General features: G+C 58.9%; 21 protein-coding genes and 1 riboswitch. Of the genes, 9 read left to right on the forward strand and 12 right to left on the reverse strand.

What is annotated here, in order from left to right:
• The first annotated feature begins 49 nt into the window (after nucleotides 1-49).
• Genes BMY55_RS13530 through dtd form a run of 3 tightly spaced genes read left to right on the forward strand, consistent with a single transcriptional unit; the run spans nucleotide 50 to nucleotide 2,301 of the window.
• Nucleotides 50-1,174 (forward strand): TFIIB-type zinc finger domain-containing protein, encoded by a 1,125-nt coding sequence (locus tag BMY55_RS13530; RefSeq protein ID WP_091431389.1) that lies wholly within the window; start codon nucleotides 50-52, stop codon nucleotides 1,172-1,174.
• A 9-nt stretch (nucleotides 1,175-1,183) separates the two neighbouring features.
• Nucleotides 1,184-1,867, forward strand: a complete 684-nt coding sequence (locus BMY55_RS13535) for a nitroreductase (protein WP_091431390.1) — start codon at nucleotides 1,184-1,186, stop codon at nucleotides 1,865-1,867.
• A complete protein-coding gene (gene dtd / locus BMY55_RS13540) occupies nucleotides 1,864-2,301 on the forward strand; it encodes a D-aminoacyl-tRNA deacylase (protein ID WP_091431392.1) in 438 nt (145 codons plus the stop codon). The genes BMY55_RS13535 and dtd overlap by 4 nt, the downstream gene beginning before the upstream one ends.
• A 13-nt stretch (nucleotides 2,302-2,314) precedes the next feature.
• Here dtd and BMY55_RS13545 read toward each other — a convergent pair whose 3' ends face one another.
• From BMY55_RS13545 to BMY55_RS13585, 9 genes are all read right to left on the reverse strand, one after another.
• A complete protein-coding gene (locus BMY55_RS13545) occupies nucleotides 2,315-3,247 on the reverse strand; it encodes a 2-hydroxyacid dehydrogenase (RefSeq protein ID WP_091431394.1) in 933 nt (310 codons plus the stop codon).
• The gene (gene rodA / locus BMY55_RS13550; RefSeq protein ID WP_091431396.1) at nucleotides 3,244-4,392 is read right to left on the reverse strand and encodes a rod shape-determining protein RodA; all 1,149 of its coding nucleotides are present in this window, start codon (nucleotides 4,390-4,392) and stop codon (nucleotides 3,244-3,246) included. The genes BMY55_RS13545 and rodA overlap by 4 nt, the downstream gene beginning before the upstream one ends.
• Nucleotides 4,389-6,344 carry a penicillin-binding protein 2 gene (gene mrdA, locus BMY55_RS13555; RefSeq protein ID WP_091431398.1) on the reverse strand — a complete coding sequence of 652 codons (1,956 nt, stop codon included), beginning with the start codon at nucleotides 6,342-6,344 and terminating at the stop codon, nucleotides 4,389-4,391. The genes rodA and mrdA overlap by 4 nt, the downstream gene beginning before the upstream one ends.
• Complete coding sequence (locus tag BMY55_RS13560; protein WP_091431400.1) at nucleotides 6,341-6,880, reverse strand: hypothetical protein; 540 nt, start codon at nucleotides 6,878-6,880, stop codon at nucleotides 6,341-6,343. The genes mrdA and BMY55_RS13560 overlap by 4 nt, the downstream gene beginning before the upstream one ends.
• Nucleotides 6,877-7,827: a rod shape-determining protein MreC gene (mreC, locus tag BMY55_RS13565; protein WP_091431402.1), complete on the reverse strand. Its 951-nt coding sequence runs from the start codon at nucleotides 7,825-7,827 to the stop codon at nucleotides 6,877-6,879. The genes BMY55_RS13560 and mreC overlap by 4 nt, the downstream gene beginning before the upstream one ends.
• A 55-nt stretch (nucleotides 7,828-7,882) precedes the next feature.
• On the reverse strand, nucleotides 7,883-8,920 hold the full coding sequence (locus BMY55_RS13570) for a rod shape-determining protein (RefSeq protein ID WP_091431404.1): 1,038 nt from the start codon (nucleotides 8,918-8,920) through the stop codon (nucleotides 7,883-7,885).
• A gap of 174 nt (nucleotides 8,921-9,094) precedes the next feature.
• Nucleotides 9,095-10,432: an MFS transporter gene (locus tag BMY55_RS13575; RefSeq protein WP_091431406.1), complete on the reverse strand. Its 1,338-nt coding sequence runs from the start codon at nucleotides 10,430-10,432 to the stop codon at nucleotides 9,095-9,097.
• Nucleotides 10,433-10,471: 39 nt separating this feature from the next.
• A complete protein-coding gene (locus BMY55_RS13580) occupies nucleotides 10,472-12,016 on the reverse strand; it encodes a 2-isopropylmalate synthase (protein WP_091431408.1) in 1,545 nt (514 codons plus the stop codon).
• Between the two features lie 244 nt (nucleotides 12,017-12,260).
• Nucleotides 12,261-13,733, reverse strand: coding sequence for an MORN repeat-containing protein (locus tag BMY55_RS13585; RefSeq protein WP_091431409.1), 1,473 nt, complete (start codon nucleotides 13,731-13,733; stop codon nucleotides 12,261-12,263).
• A 187-nt stretch (nucleotides 13,734-13,920) separates the two neighbouring features.
• Between BMY55_RS13585 and BMY55_RS13590 the strand changes: the two genes are divergently transcribed.
• Nucleotides 13,921-15,582 (forward strand): NAD+ synthase, encoded by a 1,662-nt coding sequence (locus BMY55_RS13590; protein WP_091431411.1) that lies wholly within the window; start codon nucleotides 13,921-13,923, stop codon nucleotides 15,580-15,582.
• Nucleotides 15,583-15,603: 21 nt separating this feature from the next.
• On the opposite strand, the gene BMY55_RS13595 is transcribed toward BMY55_RS13590, so the two are convergent.
• Entirely contained in the window at nucleotides 15,604-16,539 is a 936-nt protein-coding gene (locus BMY55_RS13595) for an MBL fold metallo-hydrolase (protein ID WP_091431413.1), read from the reverse strand.
• 125 nt (nucleotides 16,540-16,664) lie between these two features.
• Here BMY55_RS13595 and BMY55_RS13600 point away from each other — a divergent pair, with 125 nt between their 5' ends.
• Nucleotides 16,665-17,093, forward strand: a complete 429-nt coding sequence (locus BMY55_RS13600) for a DUF1801 domain-containing protein (RefSeq protein WP_091432618.1) — start codon at nucleotides 16,665-16,667, stop codon at nucleotides 17,091-17,093.
• Here BMY55_RS13600 and BMY55_RS13605 read toward each other — a convergent pair whose 3' ends face one another.
• Complete coding sequence (locus BMY55_RS13605; protein WP_091431414.1) at nucleotides 17,094-17,492, reverse strand: metallopeptidase family protein; 399 nt, start codon at nucleotides 17,490-17,492, stop codon at nucleotides 17,094-17,096.
• A gap of 63 nt (nucleotides 17,493-17,555) precedes the next feature.
• On the opposite strand from BMY55_RS13605, the gene gltX reads away from it, so the two are divergent.
• On the forward strand, nucleotides 17,556-18,881 hold the full coding sequence (gene gltX, locus BMY55_RS13610; RefSeq protein ID WP_091431416.1) for a glutamate--tRNA ligase: 1,326 nt from the start codon (nucleotides 17,556-17,558) through the stop codon (nucleotides 18,879-18,881).
• Between the two features lie 106 nt (nucleotides 18,882-18,987).
• Complete coding sequence (locus BMY55_RS13615) at nucleotides 18,988-20,406, forward strand: MATE family efflux transporter (RefSeq protein WP_091431417.1); 1,419 nt, start codon at nucleotides 18,988-18,990, stop codon at nucleotides 20,404-20,406.
• Here the strand turns inward: BMY55_RS13615 and BMY55_RS13620 are convergent.
• The gene (locus tag BMY55_RS13620; protein ID WP_407639054.1) at nucleotides 20,368-21,024 is read right to left on the reverse strand and encodes a gamma-glutamylcyclotransferase family protein; all 657 of its coding nucleotides are present in this window, start codon (nucleotides 21,022-21,024) and stop codon (nucleotides 20,368-20,370) included. The two genes, BMY55_RS13615 and BMY55_RS13620, sit on opposite strands and share 39 nt — an antisense overlap.
• A riboswitch (glycine riboswitch) is annotated at nucleotides 21,015-21,103 on the forward strand. Its footprint overlaps the gene before it by 10 nt.
• A gap of 152 nt (nucleotides 21,104-21,255) precedes the next feature.
• Here BMY55_RS13620 and gcvT point away from each other — a divergent pair.
• Both gcvT and gcvH read left to right on the forward strand, forming a co-directional pair.
• Nucleotides 21,256-22,380: a glycine cleavage system aminomethyltransferase GcvT gene (gcvT, locus tag BMY55_RS13625; protein ID WP_091432624.1), complete on the forward strand. Its 1,125-nt coding sequence runs from the start codon at nucleotides 21,256-21,258 to the stop codon at nucleotides 22,378-22,380.
• Between the two features lie 27 nt (nucleotides 22,381-22,407).
• Nucleotides 22,408-22,767, forward strand: a complete 360-nt coding sequence (gcvH, locus tag BMY55_RS13630; RefSeq protein ID WP_091431419.1) for a glycine cleavage system protein GcvH — start codon at nucleotides 22,408-22,410, stop codon at nucleotides 22,765-22,767.
• Nucleotides 22,768-22,815 lie beyond the last annotated feature (48 nt).

Here is a 22,815-nt window from a genome sequence, read left to right on the forward strand (position 1 = left end):
CTAGTGCCGCCCGACCCTTTCCACTGCCTGAGATACGAGGCTGACCCGGATGGCCAATCCGCGCGAAGACACAGAAGACCCCCAAGCGCCATTGGAAGAATATCGCTTCCCCTGCAATCAATGCGGGGCAGATCTGCGCTTCGATCCAGAACGCAACTTGCTGACCTGCGATTACTGTGGTGCTGAACAGGCGATTGATGATCGTCCGCAAGCCGTCGCGGTCATTCGCGAACTGGATCTGAAACGTGCGCTGTCCGAACAACTGCCTGAATCAGAGATCGAGGTCACACGCGTCTTGACCTGTCCGAACTGTGCAGCGTTGATCGAGTTCGACGGAAAGACTCACGCCTCGGAATGCCCATTCTGCGCCACGCCGATTGTCACCGACACAGGCGCGCATCGGCGGATTAAGCCCAAGGGTCTTGCCCCGTTTGAGATCAAGGAACGCGATGCGCATAAGGCGATGACCAAATGGCTGGGGCGGTTGTGGTTTGCACCCAACGGCCTGCGTGAATACGCTCGAAAGGGGCGCCGCATGTCCGGGATCTATGTCCCCTATTGGACCTATGACGCCGACACGCGCACGACCTATAGCGGTCAACGCGGCACGGTGCATGACCGCGTTCGAACGGTGTCGATCAATGGCAAACGACGTCAGCAGCGCTCGCAAACCGTCAGGTGGCGCCCGGTGTCCGGGCGGGTCGCGCGGTTCTTCGATGATGTTATTGTGCTGGCGTCACGCGGATTGCCGAAAAAATACACCGATGCGCTGGAACCATGGGACCTGTCGCGGCTTGAACCTTACCGACCCGAATATCTGGCCGGGTTTCAGGCCGAGGGCTACACCGTCGATCTGGAGCAGGGCTTTTCCGAAGCCCGCGATTATATGAACCGGATCATCCTGCGGGATGTGAAATTCGACATTGGAGGGGACCGCCAGCGCGTCACCTCCATGGATACAAAGATGTCAGACGTGACTTTCAAACACATTCTGCTGCCGGTCTGGCTCGCCGCCTACAAGTATCGCGGCAAGACCTATCGGTTCGTGGTGAATGGGCAAAACGGGCGCGTGCAAGGTGAACGGCCCTACTCCGCGTGGAAGATCACTTTCGCTGTAATTTTGGGGCTGATTGTGGCGGCAACAATCGGTTATCTATCGGCCCAAAGCCAATAGGACCCCACAATGCAATATGAAGATTTTACGGCGCTTCTTGGCACCCGACATTCCTGCCGCGCATTTCGGTCCGATCCGGTGCGTGACGAGACGATCACCCAAATCCTGACCGCCGCGCAAAAAGTGCCAAGCTGGTGCAACGCGCAGCCATGGCAGGTCGATGTCACACTGGGCGCTGAAACAGATCGTCTGCGCACTGCACTTTATAGCCACGCGATGACTGCCGCCCAAACCCCCGACATTCCTTGGCCCAGCGCCTTTACCGGTGTGCATCAGTCCCGGCGCAAGACCTGCGGCTTGCAGCTTTATGAAAGCGTTGGCGTGGCGCGGGGCGATCGGGCGGCATCGGCCCAACAGATGATGGAAAACTTCCGACTGTTCGGCGCGCCCTGCTTTGCCTTGCTGACCGCCCCGGCCGAGCTTGGCTCCTATGCCTTTCTGGACTGCGGCGGATTCATCACGGGCTTCACACTGGCGGCCACATCGCTTGGCATCGCCTCGATTCCGCAAGCCGCCGTCGCAGCCTATGCGCCTTTTCTGCGCAACTGGTTCGGTCTGGCGGAAGATCGCATCATCCTGTGCGGGATATCCTTCGGCTATGCCGATGAAACGCACCCCGCGAACGATTTTCGCACCACGCGCGCGCCGCTGGATGAATGGGTGCGCCGGCATGGAGAGGAAAACCAAGCATGAGAACCTTGATCCAACGCGTCAGCCAAGCCGCCGTCCATGTCGATGACGAACAGATTGGACAGACCGGGCCGGGTCTGCTCATCCTTGTTTGCGCGATGGAGGGCGACAGCGACGCCAATGCCGATGCGCTGGCCGCCAAGATCGCGAAACTGCGCATTTTCAAGGATGATGCGGGTAAGATGAATCGCTCGTTGCTTGATACCGGAGGTGGCGCGTTGGTGGTCAGCCAGTTCACGCTGGCCGCTGACACATCGCGTGGCAACCGTCCGGGCTTTTCCACCGCCGCGATCCCCGCCGAAGGGGAACGGCTGTATGATCACTTCGCGGATGCCCTGCGCCAGCTTGGGATTTCGACCGAGCAGGGACGCTTCGGGGCGGATATGAAAGTCTCGCTGGTGAACGACGGACCGGTGACGATCTGGATGGACATCTAGGCGACAGACCCAATCAATACCCGGCACCCCGATCAACCACGTGCAACAGCGGCTCACCTGCCTCGCCCCGTCGGATGTTTTCCGCAATGACCCGCGCCGCTGAGGTCGGGCGGGTATCTGCCGCGATATGCGGTGTGACCGTCACCTTGGGATGCGCCCAATAGGGATCATCATCGGGCAAGGGTTCAACCCGGAACACATCAAGGGTGGCATGACCAACCTGCCCGCTGTCCAGCGCGGCCAACAATGCCTGATCGTCGATCAACGGCCCCCGCCCCGGATTTATGATCACGGCGCCCGTCGGCAACCAACCCAGACGCTCGGCATTCAAGATGTTCTTGGTGGCCGATGTCCTGGGCAGCAGAAGGACAACGATTTCGGCACGGGACAGCACGTCGCGCAACCCGTCGTCCCCGCTGTGGCAGTCAATGCCAGCGATGTCTTTCTGGTTTCGGCTCCAGCCGCAGACATTGAAGTTCAGCGCCCGCAGCGACTGCGCGACAGCCGCCCCCAAGGCCCCAAGGCCCAGAACAGCGATCGTCCTATCACGCGCCAAAGGTGGGGCGGGCTGATACCAGATTGGGTCGGTTCTGTGAATATACTGATCCATCCCAAGATGGTGGCGCAGCACATGGCCCGTGACCCACTCGGTCATCCCTTCGGTTAACCCGTCATCGACCATCCGGGTATAGGGTTGCGTCAAAGTCGGGTTGCCCACCACCTTTTCAACGCCCGCCCACAGGCCAAGCACGGCTTTAGTGCGCGTGAAAGATCGGAAATCCTGCACCGGACCGTTCGGGGCATGGACGATATAATCCACATCCTCAGGGGTGATGTCGCGCGACAAGTGGGCGGAGATACCATGCTCATCCAGCGCTTTGCTCAGTTCGAAGTCATAGACCGGCCAAAGTTTGGGATTGCCGGCGTAGAGGACATTGATGCTCACCGTTTCTGCCTCGCCCTGTGGACATGTGCGCTTTGAACCAGTCCAAAGCCCACCAGCAGAACCAGCATCGCCGAACCACCATAGCTGACCAGCGGCAACGGCACACCCACAACAGGTGCCAGCCCCATCACCATCGACATGTTCACCGCAAAGAACAGAAAGAACGTGACCGCCACGCCCAATATCAAAAGCGAACTGAACCGATCCTTGTTTTGCAGAGCCGCGGCGATACAAAATGCCAGGATCAGAACATAGAGCGCCAGCAGGGATACGCCGCCGATGAAGCCCAGCTCTTCTGCGAGGGTGGTAAAGATGAAATCTGTCTGCTTTTCCGGCAGGAAGTTCAACCGTGATTGCGTGCCTTGCATGAAGCCCCGACCAGTCCACCCCCCCGACCCCAGCGCGATCTTCGACTGGGTGATGTGATACCCCGCCCCCAGCGGGTCGGTTGACGGGTCCAGAAAGGTATCAATGCGGCGGTATTGATAGTCCTTCAACAACTGCCAATCCGTGCCGCGTGACATGAACACAGTTGTCACCAGCCCAATTCCCGCCGCCATCACCACGCCGAAATACCACAGGCTGACACCGGCCAGAAACATGATCGCACCGCCGCCCACAAGCAAAAGGATCGACGTGCCAAGGTCCGGTTGCTTCAGAACCAACGCGGTCGGCAACAGGATCAGGATGATCGGCAACAGCACCCAGAACGGGCGCGAGACCTTCTTGATATCAAGCCAGTCGTAATAGGCGGCAAGGATCATCACCATGGTGATTTTCGACAACTCGGATGGCTGCAATCGAATGAATCCCAAATCTATCCAACGCTGCGCCCCCATACCGGTCGAGCCGACAAACTCGACAAGGACCAACAGGACCAGCGATATGATATATCCCAGCCCTGCCATGTTGCGCCAAAACCAGATCGGCACCATCGCGACGGCAAACATCAGCGACATACCAAGGGCGAACCGTTTCATCTGTGCCGAAGCCCACGGCTCCATGCTGCCCCCGGCCACGGAATAGAGCATCAGGAATCCCACGCAGGCCGCTGCTGTCAGAAGCAGGACGAGAAACCAGTTGATGTAAAGCACCTTCCGCAAACCGGTTGGCACGTATTTTACGTTATACTCCAGATAACTCATGCCTGATCGTTCCGATCAGCAAAGCGTTCGGCAGGGGGGCGGCTCAGCAATTCTTCTATCTCGCGCTGACGCGATCGAATGGTGCCACGTTGGCTGGAGGGATAGGCTTCAATCGGCGGTTCGCCCTCGTAAATGGTTTGCAGCAGAATATCGCGCGCGATCGGGGCGGCGACCGTTGATCCGCCACCGCCATGCTCCACCACCACAGATACCGCGTATCGCGGTGCTTCTGCCGGCGCATAGCAGACAAACAGCGCGTGGTCGCGCCGGTTCCACGGCAAGTCTTCGTTGCGGGTCACACCGCGCGCGCGTTCTGCTTTGGTGATATTACGCACTTGGCTGGTGCCGGTCTTGCCGGACATGCGAAGACCTTCGGCTACGATCCTGGAGCGCCCAGCCGTGCCACGTTTGGCATTCACAACCTCGTACATCCCTTGCCGGACGATCTCCAGATTGGCTTGTCCGATGCCCAGCGGTCCATCGTTCAGGATCGGCTGCTCCACCCCGTTGATCGCGCGCACCAGCCGTGCGGAAATGGCTTGACCAGTCGCAACCCGCGCCGTCATCACGGCCAGTTGCAGCGGCGATGTCAACACGAAGCCTTGTCCGATCCCCGCATTCAGGCTGTCGCCTATCACCCATTCGGCGCCGCGGGCTTCTCTTTTCCATGCCTTGTCCGGAATCAAACCATCCGCGACTGCGGACAGTGGCAGATCAGGCTGCTCGCCCAGACCGAAACGTCGGGCCATCGCGGCGATCTTGTCAATCCCCACCCGTTGCGCGATCTCATAGTAGTAGACGTCGCAGCTTTCACGCAGGCCTTTCACCAAATCGACCTTGCCGTGCCCAGCCCGTTTCCAGCAATGAAACCGTCGATTGCGAACTTCAATATACCCGATACATTTTACGATTTCATCGACCCCTATCACGCCTTCTTCCAGCGCGGCCAATGCCGTCATCATTTTGAATGTCGATCCCGGCGGATAGGTGCCTTGTGCCGGTTTTGCCGCGAGCGGGCGGTAAGGGTCGTCCAGCAGCGCCTTGTAATCCGGTCCCGAAATGCCCCGGACGAATTTATTTGGGTCAAAGGACGGGGTCGATCCGATGGCCAATATATCGCCGGTTTGCGTGTCCATGACCACCGCCGCCGCGCTCTCACCTGCCATCCGCGCCTGAACATAGGCTTGAAGATCCGCATCGATGGTTAACTGGATATTGTCGCCCGCCTGCCCATCTTCCCGGCCGAGTTCGCGCATTTCACGCCCGACTGCGTTGACCTCGACTTCGCGCGTGCCGGCTGAGCCGCGCAGAGACAGTTCCAGCTTCGCCTCAACCCCGCTTTTGCCTATCTGAAAACGCGGAATTTGCAGAAGCGGGTCCGGGTCTTCCAGTTTGCCAAGATCATAGTCGGACACCGGACCGACATAGCCGACCACATGTGCGAAATCGGAGGCTCGGGGATAAATACGCGACAATCCGACCTCGGGCGTGATTCCTGGCAACACGGGCGCATTGATCGCAACTTCGGCAACATCTTCCCAGGCCACACGATCCGCCACCGTGACCGGCACAAATGAACTGCGCCGCTTCATCTCGGACAGGATACGTGCAATCTCTTCATCCTCGATCCAGACGATCTTGCGCAACCGTTTCAAAACCTTGGCAGGATCACCGGCGTCTTCGCGCACCAGGACGATGCGATAGTTCTGCTCGTTGCCCGCGATCAGCTTTCCATTCCGGTCATGGATCATGCCACGGGCGGGCGGGATCAGTTGAAACTTGATGCGGTTTTCTTCTGCAAGTGTGCGATATTCTTCGGTCTGATCGACCTGCATGAACCGCATTCGACCCACCAGCAAGGCAGCGAAAGATACTTGCAATCCGCCAAGAAAAAGACCTCGACGGGTGATGCCGCGCGCGCTTTTCTCGGTATCAATTGGCGATCGTTTCATGACGTTTGCCTTGTAATTGCATCATCACCGGGTTGCAGTTTTTCAACGCCCAGCAGAAAGACCGATACAAAGACCACCAGCGGATAGGCCCCCGTCGTCGAAATCAACTGCATCAGTTCTCGGCCAAGTGGCACCTGATCAACAAAGAACACCGCCAACAAGACTCGCTGCCCGATCAGCATGGCGAACAGCGTCATCGCGACCAGCCCCCATTCGACAAGGAATGGCTGTTCGCGCAGACCGGATTCGCGGCGCCTCAGGAACTCGGACCCTGCAACAACCATCAAAGGCCAAACGCCAGGCACACGCAACAGTAACATGTCCATCAGAAAAAACAGGATCGCGACCAGAAGGACCGGCACATAATCCGGACGGCGCAGCACCCATGCGAAGGTGAAAGCCAACAGGATGTCTGGGCCGGGAAAGCGCCCCGGCGTAAGGTCGATCGGCAAAAGACGGGCGAACAGCACAACCGCCGCGATAGCGGCAAGTGCCATCGAGAACAGCCAACGCATGAGGGTAAGGTGGTCCGTCATCCGTCGGCTCCTTCCGCCGAGGACGTATCGGATTGCGCGTCGGGTTCCAGGTCATCAATGATCGTTTCTGGCAGCGGGGGAAGCGCAGGCGTCGAGACGATCAAAGCCCCGTCATCATCCACTTTTTCGCCGGGGTGACTGCGTAGAACCCGCAGAAACTCCAACCGCTCATAATCGGCGGAAAGACGGACACGCAAACGACGGTCAGTGCCCATGGCGACGTGCCCCACCAAAAGCCCCGCCGGGAAAACCCCTCCGTCACCTGACGAGACAACACGGTCGCCCGGGCGCACTTTTTCCGGCGCTTCAAGGAAATCAATCGGTGGCGCGGCCGAGTTGTCGCCCACCAGCAAGGCCGTCTGTCCCGAAGGTTGAACCATGATCGGCACACGGCTGTTGCTGTCAGTCAGAAGAATGACACGGCTTGTTTTCTGACCGACACCCGAGATACGGCCCGCCAAGCCCAGACCGTCCGTGGTGGCCCAACCGTCAATTATCCCGTCGCGCGCCCCGATGTTCAGAAGCACCGATTGCCGGAACGGCGACCCGCTATCGGTCAACACGACGCCGGTTACATAGGACAGTTGCGCATCCAGCCTGACATTGTTCAGGTTCAGAAGTTGCGCGTTCTCCTGTTCCAGTTGAAGCGCGGCCTCTTTCCAGGCTTTCATCTGCTGCAATTCGCGGCGCAATTCCTGATTTTGTTCATAGATACGTTGGTAGGACTGAAAATCCTCGACCATACCCACAAGTTTCGTGACGGGCACCAAGGCCCAATCGAAACTGGGCACCACACGATCCACCAGATTGGCGCGAAACCGTTCCACGCGTGGACTGTCGATGCGCCAGACAAGGAAGACCAAAAACAGACAAACCATCAGAATCCCGACCATAAGCCTGCGCAGCGGGCGGGCATAGATGTCGCTCTGATTGCTCTTTTTTGCCAAGTTGGCCTCCGGTCACACCAGACGAGACCAGCCCCGACGATACGGGGCGGGCCGGTCAGCTGTCGTAGTCGATGACGTGGCGCAGTTGCTTTTCGAACTCCAGCGCCTTGCCGGTGCCCAGCGCCACGCAGTTCAGGCTTTCATCCGCGACCGAGATTGACAACCCAGTCTGTTCACGCAGCGCAAGGTCCAGTTCACCCAACAACGCGCCGCCGCCGGTCAGCATCACACCACGGTCCACGATATCCGCCGCCAGATCGGGCGGGGTTGCTTCCAGCGCGGTCATCACCGCTTCGCAGATTTGTTGCACGGGTTCGGCCAACGCTTCGGCCACCTGCGCCTGACTGATTTCGGTTTCTTTGGGCACGCCGTTCAACAGGTCGCGTCCACGAATTTTCAATGAAGCCCCGCGCCCGTCATCGGGCATACGTGCGGTGCCGATCGAGGTCTTGATGCGCTCTGCCGTGGTTTCGCCCACCAGAATGTTCTGCTGACGACGCAGGTAGTTGATGATCGCATCATCCATCCGGTCGCCGCCCACACGAACCGAGCGTGCATAGACGATGTCACCAAGTGACATCACGGCAACCTCGGTCGTGCCGCCACCGATATCGACAACCATGTTCCCCGTGGGATCGGTGATCGGCATCCCCGCCCCAATTGCGGCAGCAATCGGTTCGGCAACCAGCCCGGCCTTACGTGCACCGGCGGAAATCACCGACTGGCGAATGGCGCGCTTTTCAACGGGGGTGGCGCCATGCGGGACACAAACGATGATTTTCGGTTTCGAGAAAGTCGTGCGTTTGTGCACTTTGCGGATGAAGTGTTTGATCATTTCTTCCGCGCTGTCGAAATCCGCGATCACACCTTCGCGCATGGGACGGATGGCTTCGATGGATCCGGGGGTCCGGCCCAGCATCAGCTTGGCATCTTCGCCCACGGCCAGAACTTTCTTGACGCCGTCCTTGACATGGTAGGCAACGACCGAAGGTTCGTTTAAGACAATTCCCTTGCCCTTCACGTAAACCAGAGTGTTCGCCGTTCCAAGGTCAATTGCCATGTCCGACGAAAACAGACTCGAAAACCCAACCATTACTGCCTACCCCGCTTGAATACCCTTATCGTCCGCGATTCCCTTGCTGGGCGCAGACCGATGGATATATAAGGCTCAGTACGCTCAGGTGAAAGACCTAATACGCTTTCGCAAGCGGCTTATCGCTTAAATGGAAAGGCGAAAAATGTCTGGTCATGGATTGGGTCTGGTTGCCTAACCATGGGTCGGCCAAACCTTGTGTTCGTCATCAATGATGAAAGCGTGGGCATGGTTTTGTCCCTGACCGAGATAGGCTTTCATGTGGGGGTGATCCGATGGCAAGTGCGGATGGCTGTGTTCGACAATCCGCTCGGCATTGGCAGGCCAGAACCTGATAGCGGCCAGAACACCAAATACACCCAACCCACCAAGCACCAGAAGCGAAACCGAAAGCCCTGCCGCCTTCCCGACCCAACCGGCCAAAGGATAGGTCACAAGCCAGCAAGCATGTGAGAGTGCGAACTGTGCCGCAAAAATCGCCGGTCGATCCTCGGAATGGGCCGAGATGCGCAACAGCCGTCCCGAAGGAGTCAGGATCGCAGAATAGAGCGCGCCGATCAGCGCCCAGATCGTCAGAAACACCCCCCAAGCAGGAAGGGAAGCACCCCAACTTAACGCGGCAAATACAAAGGCCAGCGCGGTCAGTGCAATTGCCGACGGCACCATCACATCACGTTCCCGCACCCGCCTCAGCACGCGTGGCAACAAGATCGCGGCCAACATCGAGCCACCTCCGAAGGCGGCCATTGCGACACCCAAGGCCCGTTCGCCCAACCCGTATTCCGCCCGAACCAGCACAACCGAATTCACCAGAACGAAAGCACCGATCGCGGCGGCGGTCAGGTTCAACGCCAAAAGCCCGCGCAGCCGAGGCGTCGCAAGATATATCCGACTGCCGCGGGTCAGGCGCTCGCGAAACGGTCTTTTCTCTGCTGATTGTGCGCTGCGCGGAAGCGATGTCTGCGCCACGAGAGCCGCCGAAACCAGAAAGCCCACAACCGTCCCCACGAAAAGCCCGTGGAACGAGATCACCAGCAGCAGAAGTGCGGCAAGGGATGGGCTAAGCAGGTTTTCAAGATCATAGGCCAAGCGCGACAGCGAAAGCGCCTGAGTATATTCGTCTTCATCGGTCAACACATCAGGTATCGTGGCCTGAAACACCGGCGTGAAACTTGCCGATGCGGTTTGCAGCAGAAAGATCAGGACATATATCTGCCAAACCTCAGAGACAAACGGCAGGGCCAGCGCCACCGCCGCACGCACCAAATCCGCTCCGATCATCACCGCCTTTCGTGGCAGACGCTCCGCAATCGCTGCCAGCACCGGCGACAACCCGACATAGGCAAGCATCTTGATGGTAAAGGCCGTGCCCAGAACGGCGCCCGCCGCATCGCCTGCCAGATCATAGGCCAGCAGGCTCAGTGCAATGGTCATCAACCCGGTGCCCAGCAATGCCACCACCTGCGCGGTGAATAGCGTGGCATAGGTGCGGTTTGACAGGGCGCGTATCATACGGGCGAGCGTAAACCCACCCGCATGATGGTCAATGGATCAAACGCTCTCGGGCTTCGTTTTCTCGCGCCGCACCAACAGGTTGTTCAGCGCGTTCACATAAGCCTTGGCGGACGCCACCACCGTATCGGTGTCGGACGACTGGCCGGTGACGATCTTGCCGTTCTCCTCCATCCGCACCGACACCGTGGCTTGCGCGTCGGTCCCTTCGGTCACGGCATGCACCTGATACAGTTGCAACCGCGCGTCGTGGGGGAACAGTTGTTGTATCGCGTTGAAGGTCGCATCGACCGGTCCATCCCCCGTGGCGGTCTTCTGGTGGTCCACGCCGTCGACCTCCAACGTCAGGTCAGCGGATTGCGGTGCTTCGGTGCCACAGATGACACGCAGGAATTTCACCTGAATTCGGTCATTGGCGGCGTCAGTCCCGTCACGCATCAGGGCGATCAGGTCATCGTCAAATACCTCTTTCTTGCGGTCGGCCAGTTCCTTGAAGCGCACGAAGACGTCCTTCAACTGGTTGTCGCCCACGTCAAATCCCAACTGATTCAACCGGTCGCGCAGCGCGGCCCGGCCCGAGTGTTTGCCCAAGACCAGACTGGTCTCCGACAGGCCAACATCCTCAGGACGCATGATCTCGAACGTCTCGGCGTTCTTCAGCATCCCATCCTGGTGAATTCCGCTTTCATGCGCAAAGGCGTTCTTGCCAACGATGGCCTTATTATACTGCACCGCAAAACCAGACACCTGCGCCACCCGACGTGAGATGTTCATGATCTTTTTTGTGTCCACTCGCGTGTTCCACGGCATGATGTCATGGCGCACCTTCAACGCCATCACGACCTCTTCCAGCGCCGTGTTGCCGGCGCGTTCGCCCAATCCGTTGATCGTGCATTCAATCTGACGCGCACCCGCTTCGACCGCGGCCAGCGAGTTTGCCGTCGCCATGCCCAGATCATTGTGGCAATGGGTTGCAAACGTCACTTCGTCCGCGCCCGGCACTTTCTCGATCAGCATATGGATCAGGTCTGCGCTTTCGCGCGGGGCGGTATAGCCGACCGTGTCGGGGATGTTGATCGTCGTGGCGCCCGCTTTGATCGCAATCTCGATCACCCGGCACAGATAGTCGTGTTCGGTCCGGGTCGCATCCATGGCCGACCACTGCACATCGTCAGTCAGATTGCGTGCATGCGTCACGGTTTCATGGATCAGGTCCGCCATCGCGTCTTTGGTCAGGTTGGGGATATCCCGGTGCAAGGGCGATGTGCCGATAAAGGTGTGAATACGCGGTTTCGCGGCGTGGCGAACAGCTTCGGCGCAGCGGTCGATATCCTTGAAATTCGCGCGGCTCAGCCCGCAAATCACCGATTGTTTCGACCGTTTCGCAATCTCGCGCACCGCGGCGAAATCGCCTTCCGATGCAATCGGAAAACCCGCTTCGATGATGTCGACGCCCATGTCATCCAGCATCTCGGCGATTTCCAGTTTCTCGTCATGCGTCATGGTCGCGCCGGGGCTTTGTTCGCCGTCACGCAAGGTTGTGTCGAAAATCAACACGTGATCCGATGTGGTGGTCATTGTCATGTCTTTCAGTAGAAGTGTCTTAGCCTTTGTGGCCCAAGGTCGGGCCGGTTCGTGGCGCGTATGGCGGTTCCCCTGAGCGGTCGCGCCAAAACGGCACGCTCAGAGGCGGCTAAGAAGAAGCAGAAGGCCCTGCGCGGGGCAATGTGTGATATGTTTCTGCGATACCATGGGCGCGACTATAGGGCGGTTTGGCGCGAGATAAACCCCTTTTTCGAGCAAGCTTTGACAAATTGTCGGGGTCAGCTTAGTTGGCGGCGGCGTCCGAACTGGCCTCTGCCGCCGCTTCCCCGGCTGCGCTGTCAATCTCGGGCGCAGGCGATGTCGTGGCAGCCCCGGCGATGACACCGTCTTCCCATGTACCGTCTTCCTGACTGCCGTCTGCGCGGGTCACGACGCCCTCACCATGACGCTTTCCTTTTTGGAAACTGCCCTCGTAGCGGTCGCCATTCGCATAAATCGCGACGCCTTGTCCATGAAACAGACCCGACAGCCAATCCCCTTCATATGAGAACCCATCCGCCACGGTGTATTTGCCTTTGCCTTCGCGCAGCCCGCCAACGAAACCGCCTTCATATGTCGCGCCATCCGGGAAGACCGAGCGCCCCTGACCGTGCGGCTGACCTGCTTGCCAGTCCCCGACGTAGGATGTTCCGTCCGCCGTGGTCAAACTGCCCTGCCCGTCATACAGCGCGTCTTTGAACATGCCATCATAAACCGTGCCATTGGCATAGCGCGCAACGCCTTTGCCTTCGATGACACCCGCCTTCCATTCACCCTCATAGGTGTTGCCGTCCGGGTAAGTAATCGCGCCCATGCCATCGGCCAGACCGTCACGAAATTGCCCCTCGTAAACAGAGCCGTCGGGATAAGTCACCTTGCCCGAGCCTTCGATGGCGCCAGCAACCCAATTGCCTTCATAGCGATATCCATCAGCGCCTTCGAAAACGCCCTGTCCATGACGCTTGTCGCTTTCAAAACTTCCTTCATAGCGATCACCGTTGGCGTATTCGACGACCCCCTGCCCCTGACGGGCACCTGCTACGAAATTGCCGGAATAAATGTCGCCATTGGCCTGTTTCAGGATACCTTCACCCTGCATCTGGCCTTTTTCCCACGTGCCATCGAAAATCATGCCATCCGCCTGAGTCAAAACGCCCGTGCCATGGCGTTCCCCCCCACGCATTTCACCATCATACACTGATCCATCGGCATAGGTTGAAGTGCCGCGCCCCTCTTTCACGCCGGCAACCCAGTCGCCTTCGTAGATATAGCCCGTGGGACTTTGTAACCGGCCCTGCCCGTGATGCATGGCGTTGCGAAATCCGCCTTCGTATTTAATGCCGTTGGCATAGATGGCCAGGCCGGATCCGTTGATCTTGCCATCCACCCAATCGCCCTCGAACGTCGATCCGTCGGCAAAGGTGATCTTGCCGAAGCCTTCGGGTTTTCCCTTGGCAAAACTGCCTTCATAGATCGAGCCGTTGGGGAATCGCGCCACGCCCTGGCCGATGATCTCGCCTTCAATAAATTCGCCGGTATATTCATAACCGGTTGGCAGTTGCAGCGTGCCCATGCCGTGCTGCACACCGCCCTTGAACGTCCCTTCATAGACGGCGCCATCTTCGTATTGCTTGGTTTCGATCTGAGCCATGACAGGCGCTGCGCCCAGCATCATGAAGAACGCAAAACCGCGAAAACCTGTACGAAGGGGATCCATGTCCAACCTCTTTCAATGAGTGCATTTTTCGCGCTTCAACCCACGCAAACCCGCACCAAGACTATGCGAGGGTCTGCCCTGAAACAACGGTTTTCCAACGCATGCACTTTATCCTGCACATAAACCTGTTACATCTGAGCGCAAGATCAAACCCGGCAGGGATCGCCGGGCCAGAAGGATACGCGCGATGAGTGACCATTTCCGCCTGACGTTGGCGCAGCTAAACCCCACCGTCGGCGCGATTGCCGCGAATGCTGAAAAGGCCCGCAAGGCGTGGGGGCAGGCCAAGGCCGCAGGCAGTGACCTGCTGGCTCTGCCCGAAGCGTTCATCACAGGCTATCAGACACAAGACCTTGTGATGCGCCCTCAGTTTTTTCGCGATGCGATGGCGGCGGTCGATCAACTTGCTGCGGATTGCGCCGACGGTCCTGCAATCGGCATTGGCGGACCGTTCCATGACGGGGCGCATTTGTTCAACGCCTATTACATTCTGCACGGCGGCAAGGTGGCCGCGCGTGTTTTGAAACAGCGCCTGCCCAACTTCACTGTGTTTGACGAAGAACGCCAATTCACATCCGCCGACCCGCAAGGCCCGGTTGCCATGGGCCCGATCCGCATCGGTATCCCGATTTGCGAAGACGCGTGGCATGGCGAAGATGTTTGCGAAACGCTGGCCGAAAGCGGTGCCGAGTTTCTGCTGATCCCCAATGGCTCGCCCTATTACCGGCGCAAGTTCGACGTGCGTGTGAACCACATGGTGGCGCGTGTCGTCGAAACGGGGCTGCCGCTGATCTATCTGAATATGGTGGGCGGGCAGGACGATCAGGTGTTCGATGGCGGATCGTTCGCGCTTAATCCGGGTGGAGAACTTGCCTTCCGCATGGCAACCTTTGACGAAGAAATCCGGCATTTCGATCTGAACCGCGCGGATGATGGCTGGTGCATCGCCCCCGGCGCCATTGCTGTGCATGGGGATGAGTGGGAACAGGATTATCGCGCGATGGTCGAGAGCCTGCGCGACTACATGAGCAAGACCGGCTTCAAGCAAGTGCTTCTGGGTCTGTCGGGTGGAATCGACAGCGCGATTGTTGCCACCATCGCAGCGGATGCTTTGGGGCCGGAAAATGTACGCTGTGTGATGTTGCCGTCGGAATATACCTCGCAAAGTTCGCTGGATGACGCCAAGGACATCGCCCAGCGCCTTGGCTGCACCTATGATTTCGTGCCGATCAAGGAAGGGCGCGACGCGATCACCAACACGTTGGCGCCGCTGTTTGAAGGCACCACGCCCGACGTGACCGAGGAAAACATCCAGTCCCGACTGCGCGGCCTGCTGCTGATGGCGCTGTCCAACAAGACCGGTGCGATGCTCTTGACCACAGGCAACAAATCCGAGGTCGCGGTGGGATATGCGACCATCTATGGCGACATGTCCGGCGGCTATAACCCGATCAAAGACCTGTATAAAACGCGGGTGTTTGAGCAATGTCGTTGGCGCAACGCCAATCACCGCGACTGGATGAAAGGGCCGGAAGGCGAGGTTATTCCGGTGTCAATCATCGACAAGCCTCCGTCCGCTGAACTGCGCCCCGATCAGAAAGACGAAGACAGCCTGCCACCCTATGAGGTTCTGGATGCGATCCTTGAAGGGTTGATCGACGACGAAAAATCCGTGGCTGAGCTGGTGGCAGACGGGTTCGACCGGGCGACCGTGAAGAAGGTCGAACATCTGATCTTCATCTCAGAATACAAACGCTTCCAATCCGCGCCGGGCACCCGCCTGACCATGCGAAGTTTCTGGCTGGATCGCCGTTATCCGATTGTGAACCGCTGGCGGGACGAAAGCTGATCGCCCCGCCGCCTGTGCGCTTTAACCCATCAAAAGCTGATAGCTGTGCGGGACATATTGGAAGCGGTCATCCCGTGCTTCAGCATAGCCCAGCGCCGGGAACGGCATGTGGTATCCGATGAACGGTATCCGTTCGGCGGCCAGCATCGACAGCAGGGTGCGCCGGGTTGTGGCGGCGGCGGATTTGTCCATGTCGAACTTCACCTCCCAATCGGGATAACCCAGCGACCAGACATAGTGGTTGGCGAAATCCGCTGCGATCAGCAGCGATTTGCCATCACTTTCGAGCCGATAGGCCATGTGGCCCGGCGTGTGGCCGAAGGCTTCGACGGCTTCGATGCCGGATGCGACCGTATCGCCACCATTGATCATCGTGGTTTGTTCGGCCAGCGGTGCGACCTTGGCATCGAATCCCTCATTGCCCGCCGCTGCCCAATGGTCGAACTCAACGGCACCGGTGACATAGCGAGCGTTGGGAAAGGTAGTTCCCGCATCGCCGGACAGCCCGCCAATGTGGTCTCCGTGCATGTGGGTCAGCACAACAATGTCCACCTGATCCGGCGTATAGCCCGCCCCGGCCAATGCCGCCGTGATCCCTGCCGGGTTCAGGCCTGTGTCAAACAGCACAAGCTCTGACCCGGTGTTGACCAATGTTGGTGTGAAGAAGAACTGCGCGGCGGTTGTGGGGATATTTGCCGCATCAGAGGCGGCTGCAAAATCTTCCGCGCTGGCGTTCATGCCAAAGATGCTTTGCGGCTCTTCCACTGTGCGATTACCCGCCAAAAGTGTCGTGACCTCAAATCCACCCAGCTTTACGGTCTGCGATGCCGTGCTGGACAATCCCATTTGCGGGGCCATGGCGTGTGCCGGACCCGAGACCAGACCGGCCAAAGGGGCGGCGGCCCCCGCCATCAGAAGATGCCGACGCGACAGATTTGGAACAGAAAAAGATTTCATGAGTGACCTCCAAGTAAGAGCAAGTTTTGATGAAAATCGAACCTGCACTATACTGGAGATCCAACCGGAAATGGATGGCGTCACGCAATCGTGACATGCGTAAAAATCGTGCACTTGGGATCAGCATGGCCGACAACAAAACACAACCGACCGGACAAGCCGTCGCCGAATTTATCGCGACAACCGAACCGCCTGCGAAACGTGAAGACGCGCGGGTGCTTGATCGGTTGTTTTGTCAGGTGACTGGATTTTCGCCCGTTATGTGGGGGCCATCCATAATCGGCTATGGACGTTATCACTACCGCTATGACAGTGGACGCGAAGGCGACTTTCTGGCCACTGGCTTTTCCCCGCGCACGGCGCGTCATTCGATCTATATCATGCCCGGATATGCAGATTACGGTGACATCCTGACCCGGCTTGGCAAATACAGGATGGGCAAGTCCTGCCTATACGTGAACAAGCTGGCCGATATTGATCTGGACGTGTTGGCCGAACTGATCCGCGCAGGGCTGCGCGATCTCGACAAAACATGGAAAGTGCGGCCCAGCTGATCACTCCCACCAGCGATCAATTTGCGCGATATCCTCGTCCGACCATCCGAAGTGATGGGCAAATTCGTGCACAACGATGTGCCCCACCAGTTCAGCCAGCGAGACATCCCCACGCGACGCCCATTCATCGAGGATCGGCCTGCGAAACAGCGTGACAGTGTCCGGCGCGAAGGGTTGATCGGACACGGATTTTTGCGTCAGCGGGATGCCCTCGTAAACGGCCGTCAGTTCGAATGGGTCTTCGATCTCCATCTCTGACAGCAACACGGCGTTCGGCATGTTTTCGACGCGAATGGCAACTTCCAGCGCCTTTTCGACAAAGATGGGTGGAAGACGCATCCGGGCGTCGAAGGCAAGCGCTTCAATATCAGCGACAGAAGGGGCGTATTTGCGGGTCATACGGGAATATATGGACAAAAGCAGGCCAGTATGAAAGAGGGACGAGCCAAGGAGACCTGACCCATGACCACCACCCGCTTTGCCCCCTCGCCCACCGGCTACATCCATGTTGGCAACCTGCGCACCGCGCTGTTCAACTATTTGATCGCTGCCAAATCGGGCGGGCAATTCATCCTGCGCCTTGATGACACTGACCCCGAGCGGTCCAAGCAGGAATACGCGGATGCCATCCAAGAGGATCTGGAATGGCTGGGCCTGACATGGGATCGGGTCGAAAAGCAATCCGACCGGCTGGACCGCTATGAGGAAGCCGCCCGGAAGCTGCGCGATATGGGCCGGTTTTACGAGTGTTTCGAAACCCCGACCGAGCTGGACCTGAAGCGCAAGAAGCAACTGAACATGGGCAAACCGCCAGTCTATGACCGGTCCGCGCTGGCGCTGTCCGATGACGAAAAAGCCAAGTTGCGCGATGAACGCGGTCAGGGCCACTGGCGGTTCAAGCTGGATCACGAGCGGATCAACTGGACGGACGGCATTCTGGGCGACATCTCGATTGATGCGGCATCCGTCTCTGATCCGGTTCTGATCCGCGGGGACGGGCAGTTCCTTTATACGTTGGCGTCGGTCTGTGACGACATCGACTTCGGCATCACCGATGTGGTGCGCGGCTCGGACCACGTGACCAACACCGCGACGCAAATCCAGATTATCGAAGCGTTGGGTGGCAAAGTTCCGACATTCGCCCACCACTCGCTTCTGACCGGCCCGCAGGGCGAGGCGCTGTCGAAGCGCCTTGGCACGCTGGCGATCCGCGACCTGCGCGAACGCGGTGTGCAGCCGATGGCGCTGCTCAGCCTGCTGGCCCGCCTTGGGTCGTCGCAACCGGTCGAACTTCGCAACTCGCTGAACGAAATCGTCGAAGGGTTTGATCTGTCGAGCTTCAGTTCGGCCCCCACCAAGTTTGACGTAGAAGACCTGTTTCCGCTGACGGCCCGCTATCTGTCCCATCTGCCGGTTGATGCGGTCGCGGATACACTGGACAGTCTTGACGTTCCCGCCGACAAAGCCGATGCCTTTTGGACGGTCGCGCGTGAAAACATCACGACGCTGGGCGATCTGAAGACCTGGTGGACCCTGTGTCGCGACGGCGCCGACCCGGTGATTGACGAAGAAGACCGCGAGTTCGTCGCAACCGCGATGGGTCTTCTTCCCGACGGACCTTATGACGCGGATAGCTGGTCGACCTGGACCGCCGCCGTGAAAGAAGCCACGGGCCGCAAAGGGCGCGGGCTGTTCATGCCGCTGCGCAAGGCCCTGACCGGAATGAGCCATGGGCCGGATATGTCGGCCCTGATGCCGCTTTTGCAAGTGATCCGCGCAAAGGATTGATCCGTCGCCAAGCTCTGGCTGCTCCAGCGCCACCGATCTCATTCAATTGCCTATGGTCCGCCGCGCATCTCTCCTCCATGCTGCATGGGCGTGACAGGAGAAGACAATGGCCCAACCGGCAGGTGCAAGCGCCACACAGGCGAAATTTCTAAGCGGCAGCCTGATGCGCCACATCGCGGTCATGTCGCTGACCGCATCTGTTGGATTGATGGCCATCTTTCTTGTCGACCTCGTCGACATGATTTTCATCTCGATGCTGGGTCATGAGGAATTGGCCGCTGCCGTTGGGTATGCCGGTGCAATCCTGTTTTTCACCACCTCGTTTGGTATCGGGATGTCGATTGCCGCCGGGGCGCTGGTTGCGCGGGCGTTGGGTGAAGGCGACAAGCAAACCGCCAAACGCCGGGCCGCGACCGCCTTGCTGTATGGCGTCGTCATCGGCAGCGTATTTGCCGCCATCGTGTGGGCCTTCGTTCCCCAACTGACTGCGCTTTTGGGCGCATCCGGCGAAACATTGGTGCTTGCCACAGGATATCTCAGGATCATCCTTCCCAGCCTGCCCGTCCTGATCGTGGGCATGGTCGGCGGCGCGATTTTGCGCGCGCATGGGGACGCGCGTCGGGCCATGATGGCGACCATCTGGGGCGGGGTTGTGAATGCGGTCCTCGACCCGATCCTGATCTTTGGGCTGGACCTCGAACTGACCGGTGCCGCACTTGCTTCGGTCTGCGCGCGCGCCACCATTGCCGTCATGTCAATCTATCCCGTGCTGCGCCATCATGGCGGGCTGGATCGGCCTCGTTCCGTCGATTTCAAGGTCGATTTTGCAGCCATCATGACCATTGCCCTGCCCGCCATCCTGACCCAGTTTGCAACACCGGTCGGTCAGGCCTATGTCACCCGCGCCATGGCACAGTTTGGCGAAGATGCGGTCGCAGGTATGGCCATTGTCGGGCGGCTTGTTCCAGTCTCATTTGCCGTGATTTTTGCGCTGTCGGGTGCGATTGGTCCGATTGTCGGCCAGAATTTCGGGGCGGGTCAACTGGACCGTGTGCGTCGCGCCATTCGTGACGGGCTGGTGTTTGTCCTGTGCGTTTCGGTCGGTGTCAGCGCAATCTTGTTCATCCTGCGCGCGCCGATTGCGGATCTGTTCAATGCTGAAGGCTTAAGCCGCGATCTTGTCTATTTGTTCTGCGGGCCTTTGGCGCTGGCATGGTTCTTCAACGGCGTGATCTTCGTCACCAATGCCAGTTTCAACAACCTCGGCCACCCGTTCTATTCCACCTGGATCAACTGGGGGCGTCAGACATTGGGCACCATACCGCTTGTCATTCTGGGCGCGTCCCTATGGGGCGCTCCGGGTGTCTTGATCGGGCAAGCCGCTGGCGGGCTGTTTTTTGCAGTGATTGCCTTGGCGCTTTCGGCACGAACTTTACGAAAAGTGGCACCGGCCCAATTCGACACTGACGCCGTGTCATATCAGCGGCTAACCAAGCGGATATCCTTGTTTCACTTTCGCCGATAGGCGCGACAGACCTTCGTCCACCAAGGCGCGCTCTTCCTCGGTCAGCGTTTGTGCGCGCGGATAAATTGGCGCAAGGCGGTCGTTCAGGATCGGTGCATGCCATCCTTCCGTGGTTTCGAAGAAATGGGTGACGCCGGCCATGCCGAACTCGGACAAATATCCCTGCACCACCACGTCGATATAGCTGAGCAAGACCGGATTGTCGTCGGTGGGCGTGTGATGATGACCGCGTTCTATGGCATAAATCGCTACCTCTACCGCCCCGGCCGAATGCTGCACCTCAGACCCAAGTGGCACACGCGCATAGGCCCGTTCGCGTTCGTCCAGCACCGCCCAATTCGCGCCCGGCACCGAGGCGATCAACCCTTCGATATAGTCTTCCCGGTCCGGCACAGCCGTCAGATAACACACATCCCGGAACGGCGAGCGACGCCATGCCCGCCGCCACCCCGACACCCGTGCGGGCTGGGCGTTTTGAAAGGAATGGGTGCGGCGGTTCACAAGCGAGCCATAGCCGAAGAAAAACGGGTCCTGCATGATCATACTGTGACCCCGCATACGGTTGTATTCAAGCTCTTGCCGAAACCGGCGTGGGCGGATAACGTAACGCCATCGCATCGGGAGAATCTGGCGAAAGCCGGTGCCGAAGGAGCAACCGCCCCGGTAAACTCTCAGGCCCACGGACCGATGCGGCGAACATGACTCTGGAGAGAGGCACACAGATGCCCGCCGAAGGGATAACGATCTCAGGCGAAACGGACAGAGGGGGCATCGATAGACGCGAAGGCGTCTGAACGATGCCGGGCGCATGGCTTCCATGACTTACCGGTAACAGTTGGAGGAATGGCCATGGGTGCAGCCCAAGACGATCTGAAGCGGACGGGTCTTTATGACCTGCATCTGGAGCTTGGCGCCAAGATGGTGCCGTTTGCCGGTTACGAAATGCCCGTGCAATACCCATTGGGCGTGATGAAAGAACATCTGCACACGCGCACAGCCGCTGGGCTGTTCGATGTCAGCCATATGGGTCAGGTGATCTTGCGTGGCGACAATCCTGCCCAATCTCTGGAACGCATTGTGCCCCAATCTGTCATCGCGCTGGCCGAAGGTCGCCAGCGCTATGGCCTGTTCACCAATGACGACGGTGGCATTCTGGACGACCTGATGATCGCCAATCGGGGCGATCACCTGTTCCTTGTGGTGAACGCTGGATGCAAGGATGCCGACATCACCCATATGCGCGTCCACCTGACCGATTGCGAGGTCGAAGTGATTGACGACCGCGCCCTTCTGGCCTTGCAGGGACCGGCTGCCGAGGCGGCGCTTTCGCGGCTGGTGCCGTCGGCCAAGGACATGAAATTCATGGATGTGTCCGTCACCGACAGTGACTTTGGCGAGCTGTGGCTGTCCCGCTCGGGTTATACTGGCGAGGACGGCTATGAAGTCTCGGTTCCCCAAGCTCATGCCGAAACCTTCGCCCGTGCGCTTCTGGCAATGGAGGAGGTCGAACCGATCGGCCTGGGCGCACGTGACAGTCTGCGGCTTGAGGCCGGTCTGTGCCTCTATGGCAATGACATCGACACAACAACGACACCGGTCGAGGCAGCGCTGGAATGGGCCGTTCAAAAGGTGCGCAAGACTGGTGGAGAGCGCGAAGGCGGTTTCCCCGGTGCCGATCGCATCCTGACCGAGTTCGAAAACGGTGCCACCCGCCGCCGCGTTGGCCTGTTGCCCGATGGCCGCGCGCCCATGCGAGCTGGCACAATGCTCTATGCGACCGAGGACGCAGAGACTTCCATCGGTGAAGTCACGTCAGGCGCATTCGGTCCATCCATCGAACGTCCCATGTCGATGGGCTATGTCGGTATCGACCACGCCGACACCGGCACAAGGATTTTCGGCGATGTGCGCGGCAAGCGCCAGCCGGTCACGGTCGCGGACATGCCGTTCCGCCCCGCCACCTATAAACGTTGACCCCAGAGATCCAGCAGGAGACACAGAATGAAATATACCGAAGAACACGAATGGCTGCGTGAAGAAGACGGCGTCTATACCGTGGGCATCACCACCCATGCCGCCGAACAGCTTGGTGATGTTGTTTTTGTAGAACTTCCCGAAGTGGGCGATATCGTGTCCAAGGATGACGAGATCGTGGTGATCGAAAGCGTCAAGGCCGCGTCCGATATCCTTAGCCCGCTGGATGGTGAAATCGTCGAGGTGAACGATACCATCGTGGACGAACCAACCAAGGTCAACGAAGACGCAGAAGGTGAAGCGTGGTTCTTCAGGATCAAAGCCTCGGACACCAGCCCGCTGGATGATTACATGGATGAAGCCGCCTATAAGAAATTCATCGGCTGATCCACGGGTCTTGACCCTTTCTGCACAGGTGCAAGGGCCAGTCCGGCC

It is taken from the genome of Aliiroseovarius sediminilitoris (genome assembly GCF_900109955.1).
GTDB classification, from domain to species: Bacteria; Pseudomonadota; Alphaproteobacteria; order Rhodobacterales; family Rhodobacteraceae; genus Aliiroseovarius; species Aliiroseovarius sediminilitoris.

Coding starts and splice junctions, on each gene's coding strand:
- BMY55_RS13530 (WP_091431389.1), top strand. CDS start 50: ATGGCCAATCCGCGCGAAGACACAGAAGACCCCCAAGCGCCATTGGAA.
- BMY55_RS13535 (WP_091431390.1), top strand. CDS start 1,184: ATGCAATATGAAGATTTTACGGCGCTTCTTGGCACCCGACATTCCTGC.
- dtd (WP_091431392.1), top strand. CDS start 1,864: ATGAGAACCTTGATCCAACGCGTCAGCCAAGCCGCCGTCCATGTCGAT.
- rodA (WP_091431396.1), bottom strand. CDS start 4,392: ATGAGTTATCTGGAGTATAACGTAAAATACGTGCCAACCGGTTTGCGG.
- mrdA (WP_091431398.1), bottom strand. CDS start 6,344: ATGAAACGATCGCCAATTGATACCGAGAAAAGCGCGCGCGGCATCACC.
- BMY55_RS13560 (WP_091431400.1), bottom strand. CDS start 6,880: ATGACGGACCACCTTACCCTCATGCGTTGGCTGTTCTCGATGGCACTT.
- BMY55_RS13570 (WP_091431404.1), bottom strand. CDS start 8,920: ATGGTTGGGTTTTCGAGTCTGTTTTCGTCGGACATGGCAATTGACCTT.
- BMY55_RS13575 (WP_091431406.1), bottom strand. CDS start 10,432: ATGATACGCGCCCTGTCAAACCGCACCTATGCCACGCTATTCACCGCG.
- BMY55_RS13580 (WP_091431408.1), bottom strand. CDS start 12,016: ATGACAATGACCACCACATCGGATCACGTGTTGATTTTCGACACAACC.
- BMY55_RS13585 (WP_091431409.1), bottom strand. CDS start 13,733: ATGGATCCCCTTCGTACAGGTTTTCGCGGTTTTGCGTTCTTCATGATG.
- BMY55_RS13590 (WP_091431411.1), top strand. CDS start 13,921: ATGAGTGACCATTTCCGCCTGACGTTGGCGCAGCTAAACCCCACCGTC.
- BMY55_RS13595 (WP_091431413.1), bottom strand. CDS start 16,539: ATGAAATCTTTTTCTGTTCCAAATCTGTCGCGTCGGCATCTTCTGATG.
- BMY55_RS13600 (WP_091432618.1), top strand. CDS start 16,665: ATGGCCGACAACAAAACACAACCGACCGGACAAGCCGTCGCCGAATTT.
- BMY55_RS13605 (WP_091431414.1), bottom strand. CDS start 17,492: ATGACCCGCAAATACGCCCCTTCTGTCGCTGATATTGAAGCGCTTGCC.
- gltX (WP_091431416.1), top strand. CDS start 17,556: ATGACCACCACCCGCTTTGCCCCCTCGCCCACCGGCTACATCCATGTT.
- BMY55_RS13615 (WP_091431417.1), top strand. CDS start 18,988: ATGGCCCAACCGGCAGGTGCAAGCGCCACACAGGCGAAATTTCTAAGC.
- BMY55_RS13620 (WP_407639054.1), bottom strand. CDS start 21,024: ATGCGATGGCGTTACGTTATCCGCCCACGCCGGTTTCGGCAAGAGCTT.
- gcvT (WP_091432624.1), top strand. CDS start 21,256: ATGGGTGCAGCCCAAGACGATCTGAAGCGGACGGGTCTTTATGACCTG.
- gcvH (WP_091431419.1), top strand. CDS start 22,408: ATGAAATATACCGAAGAACACGAATGGCTGCGTGAAGAAGACGGCGTC.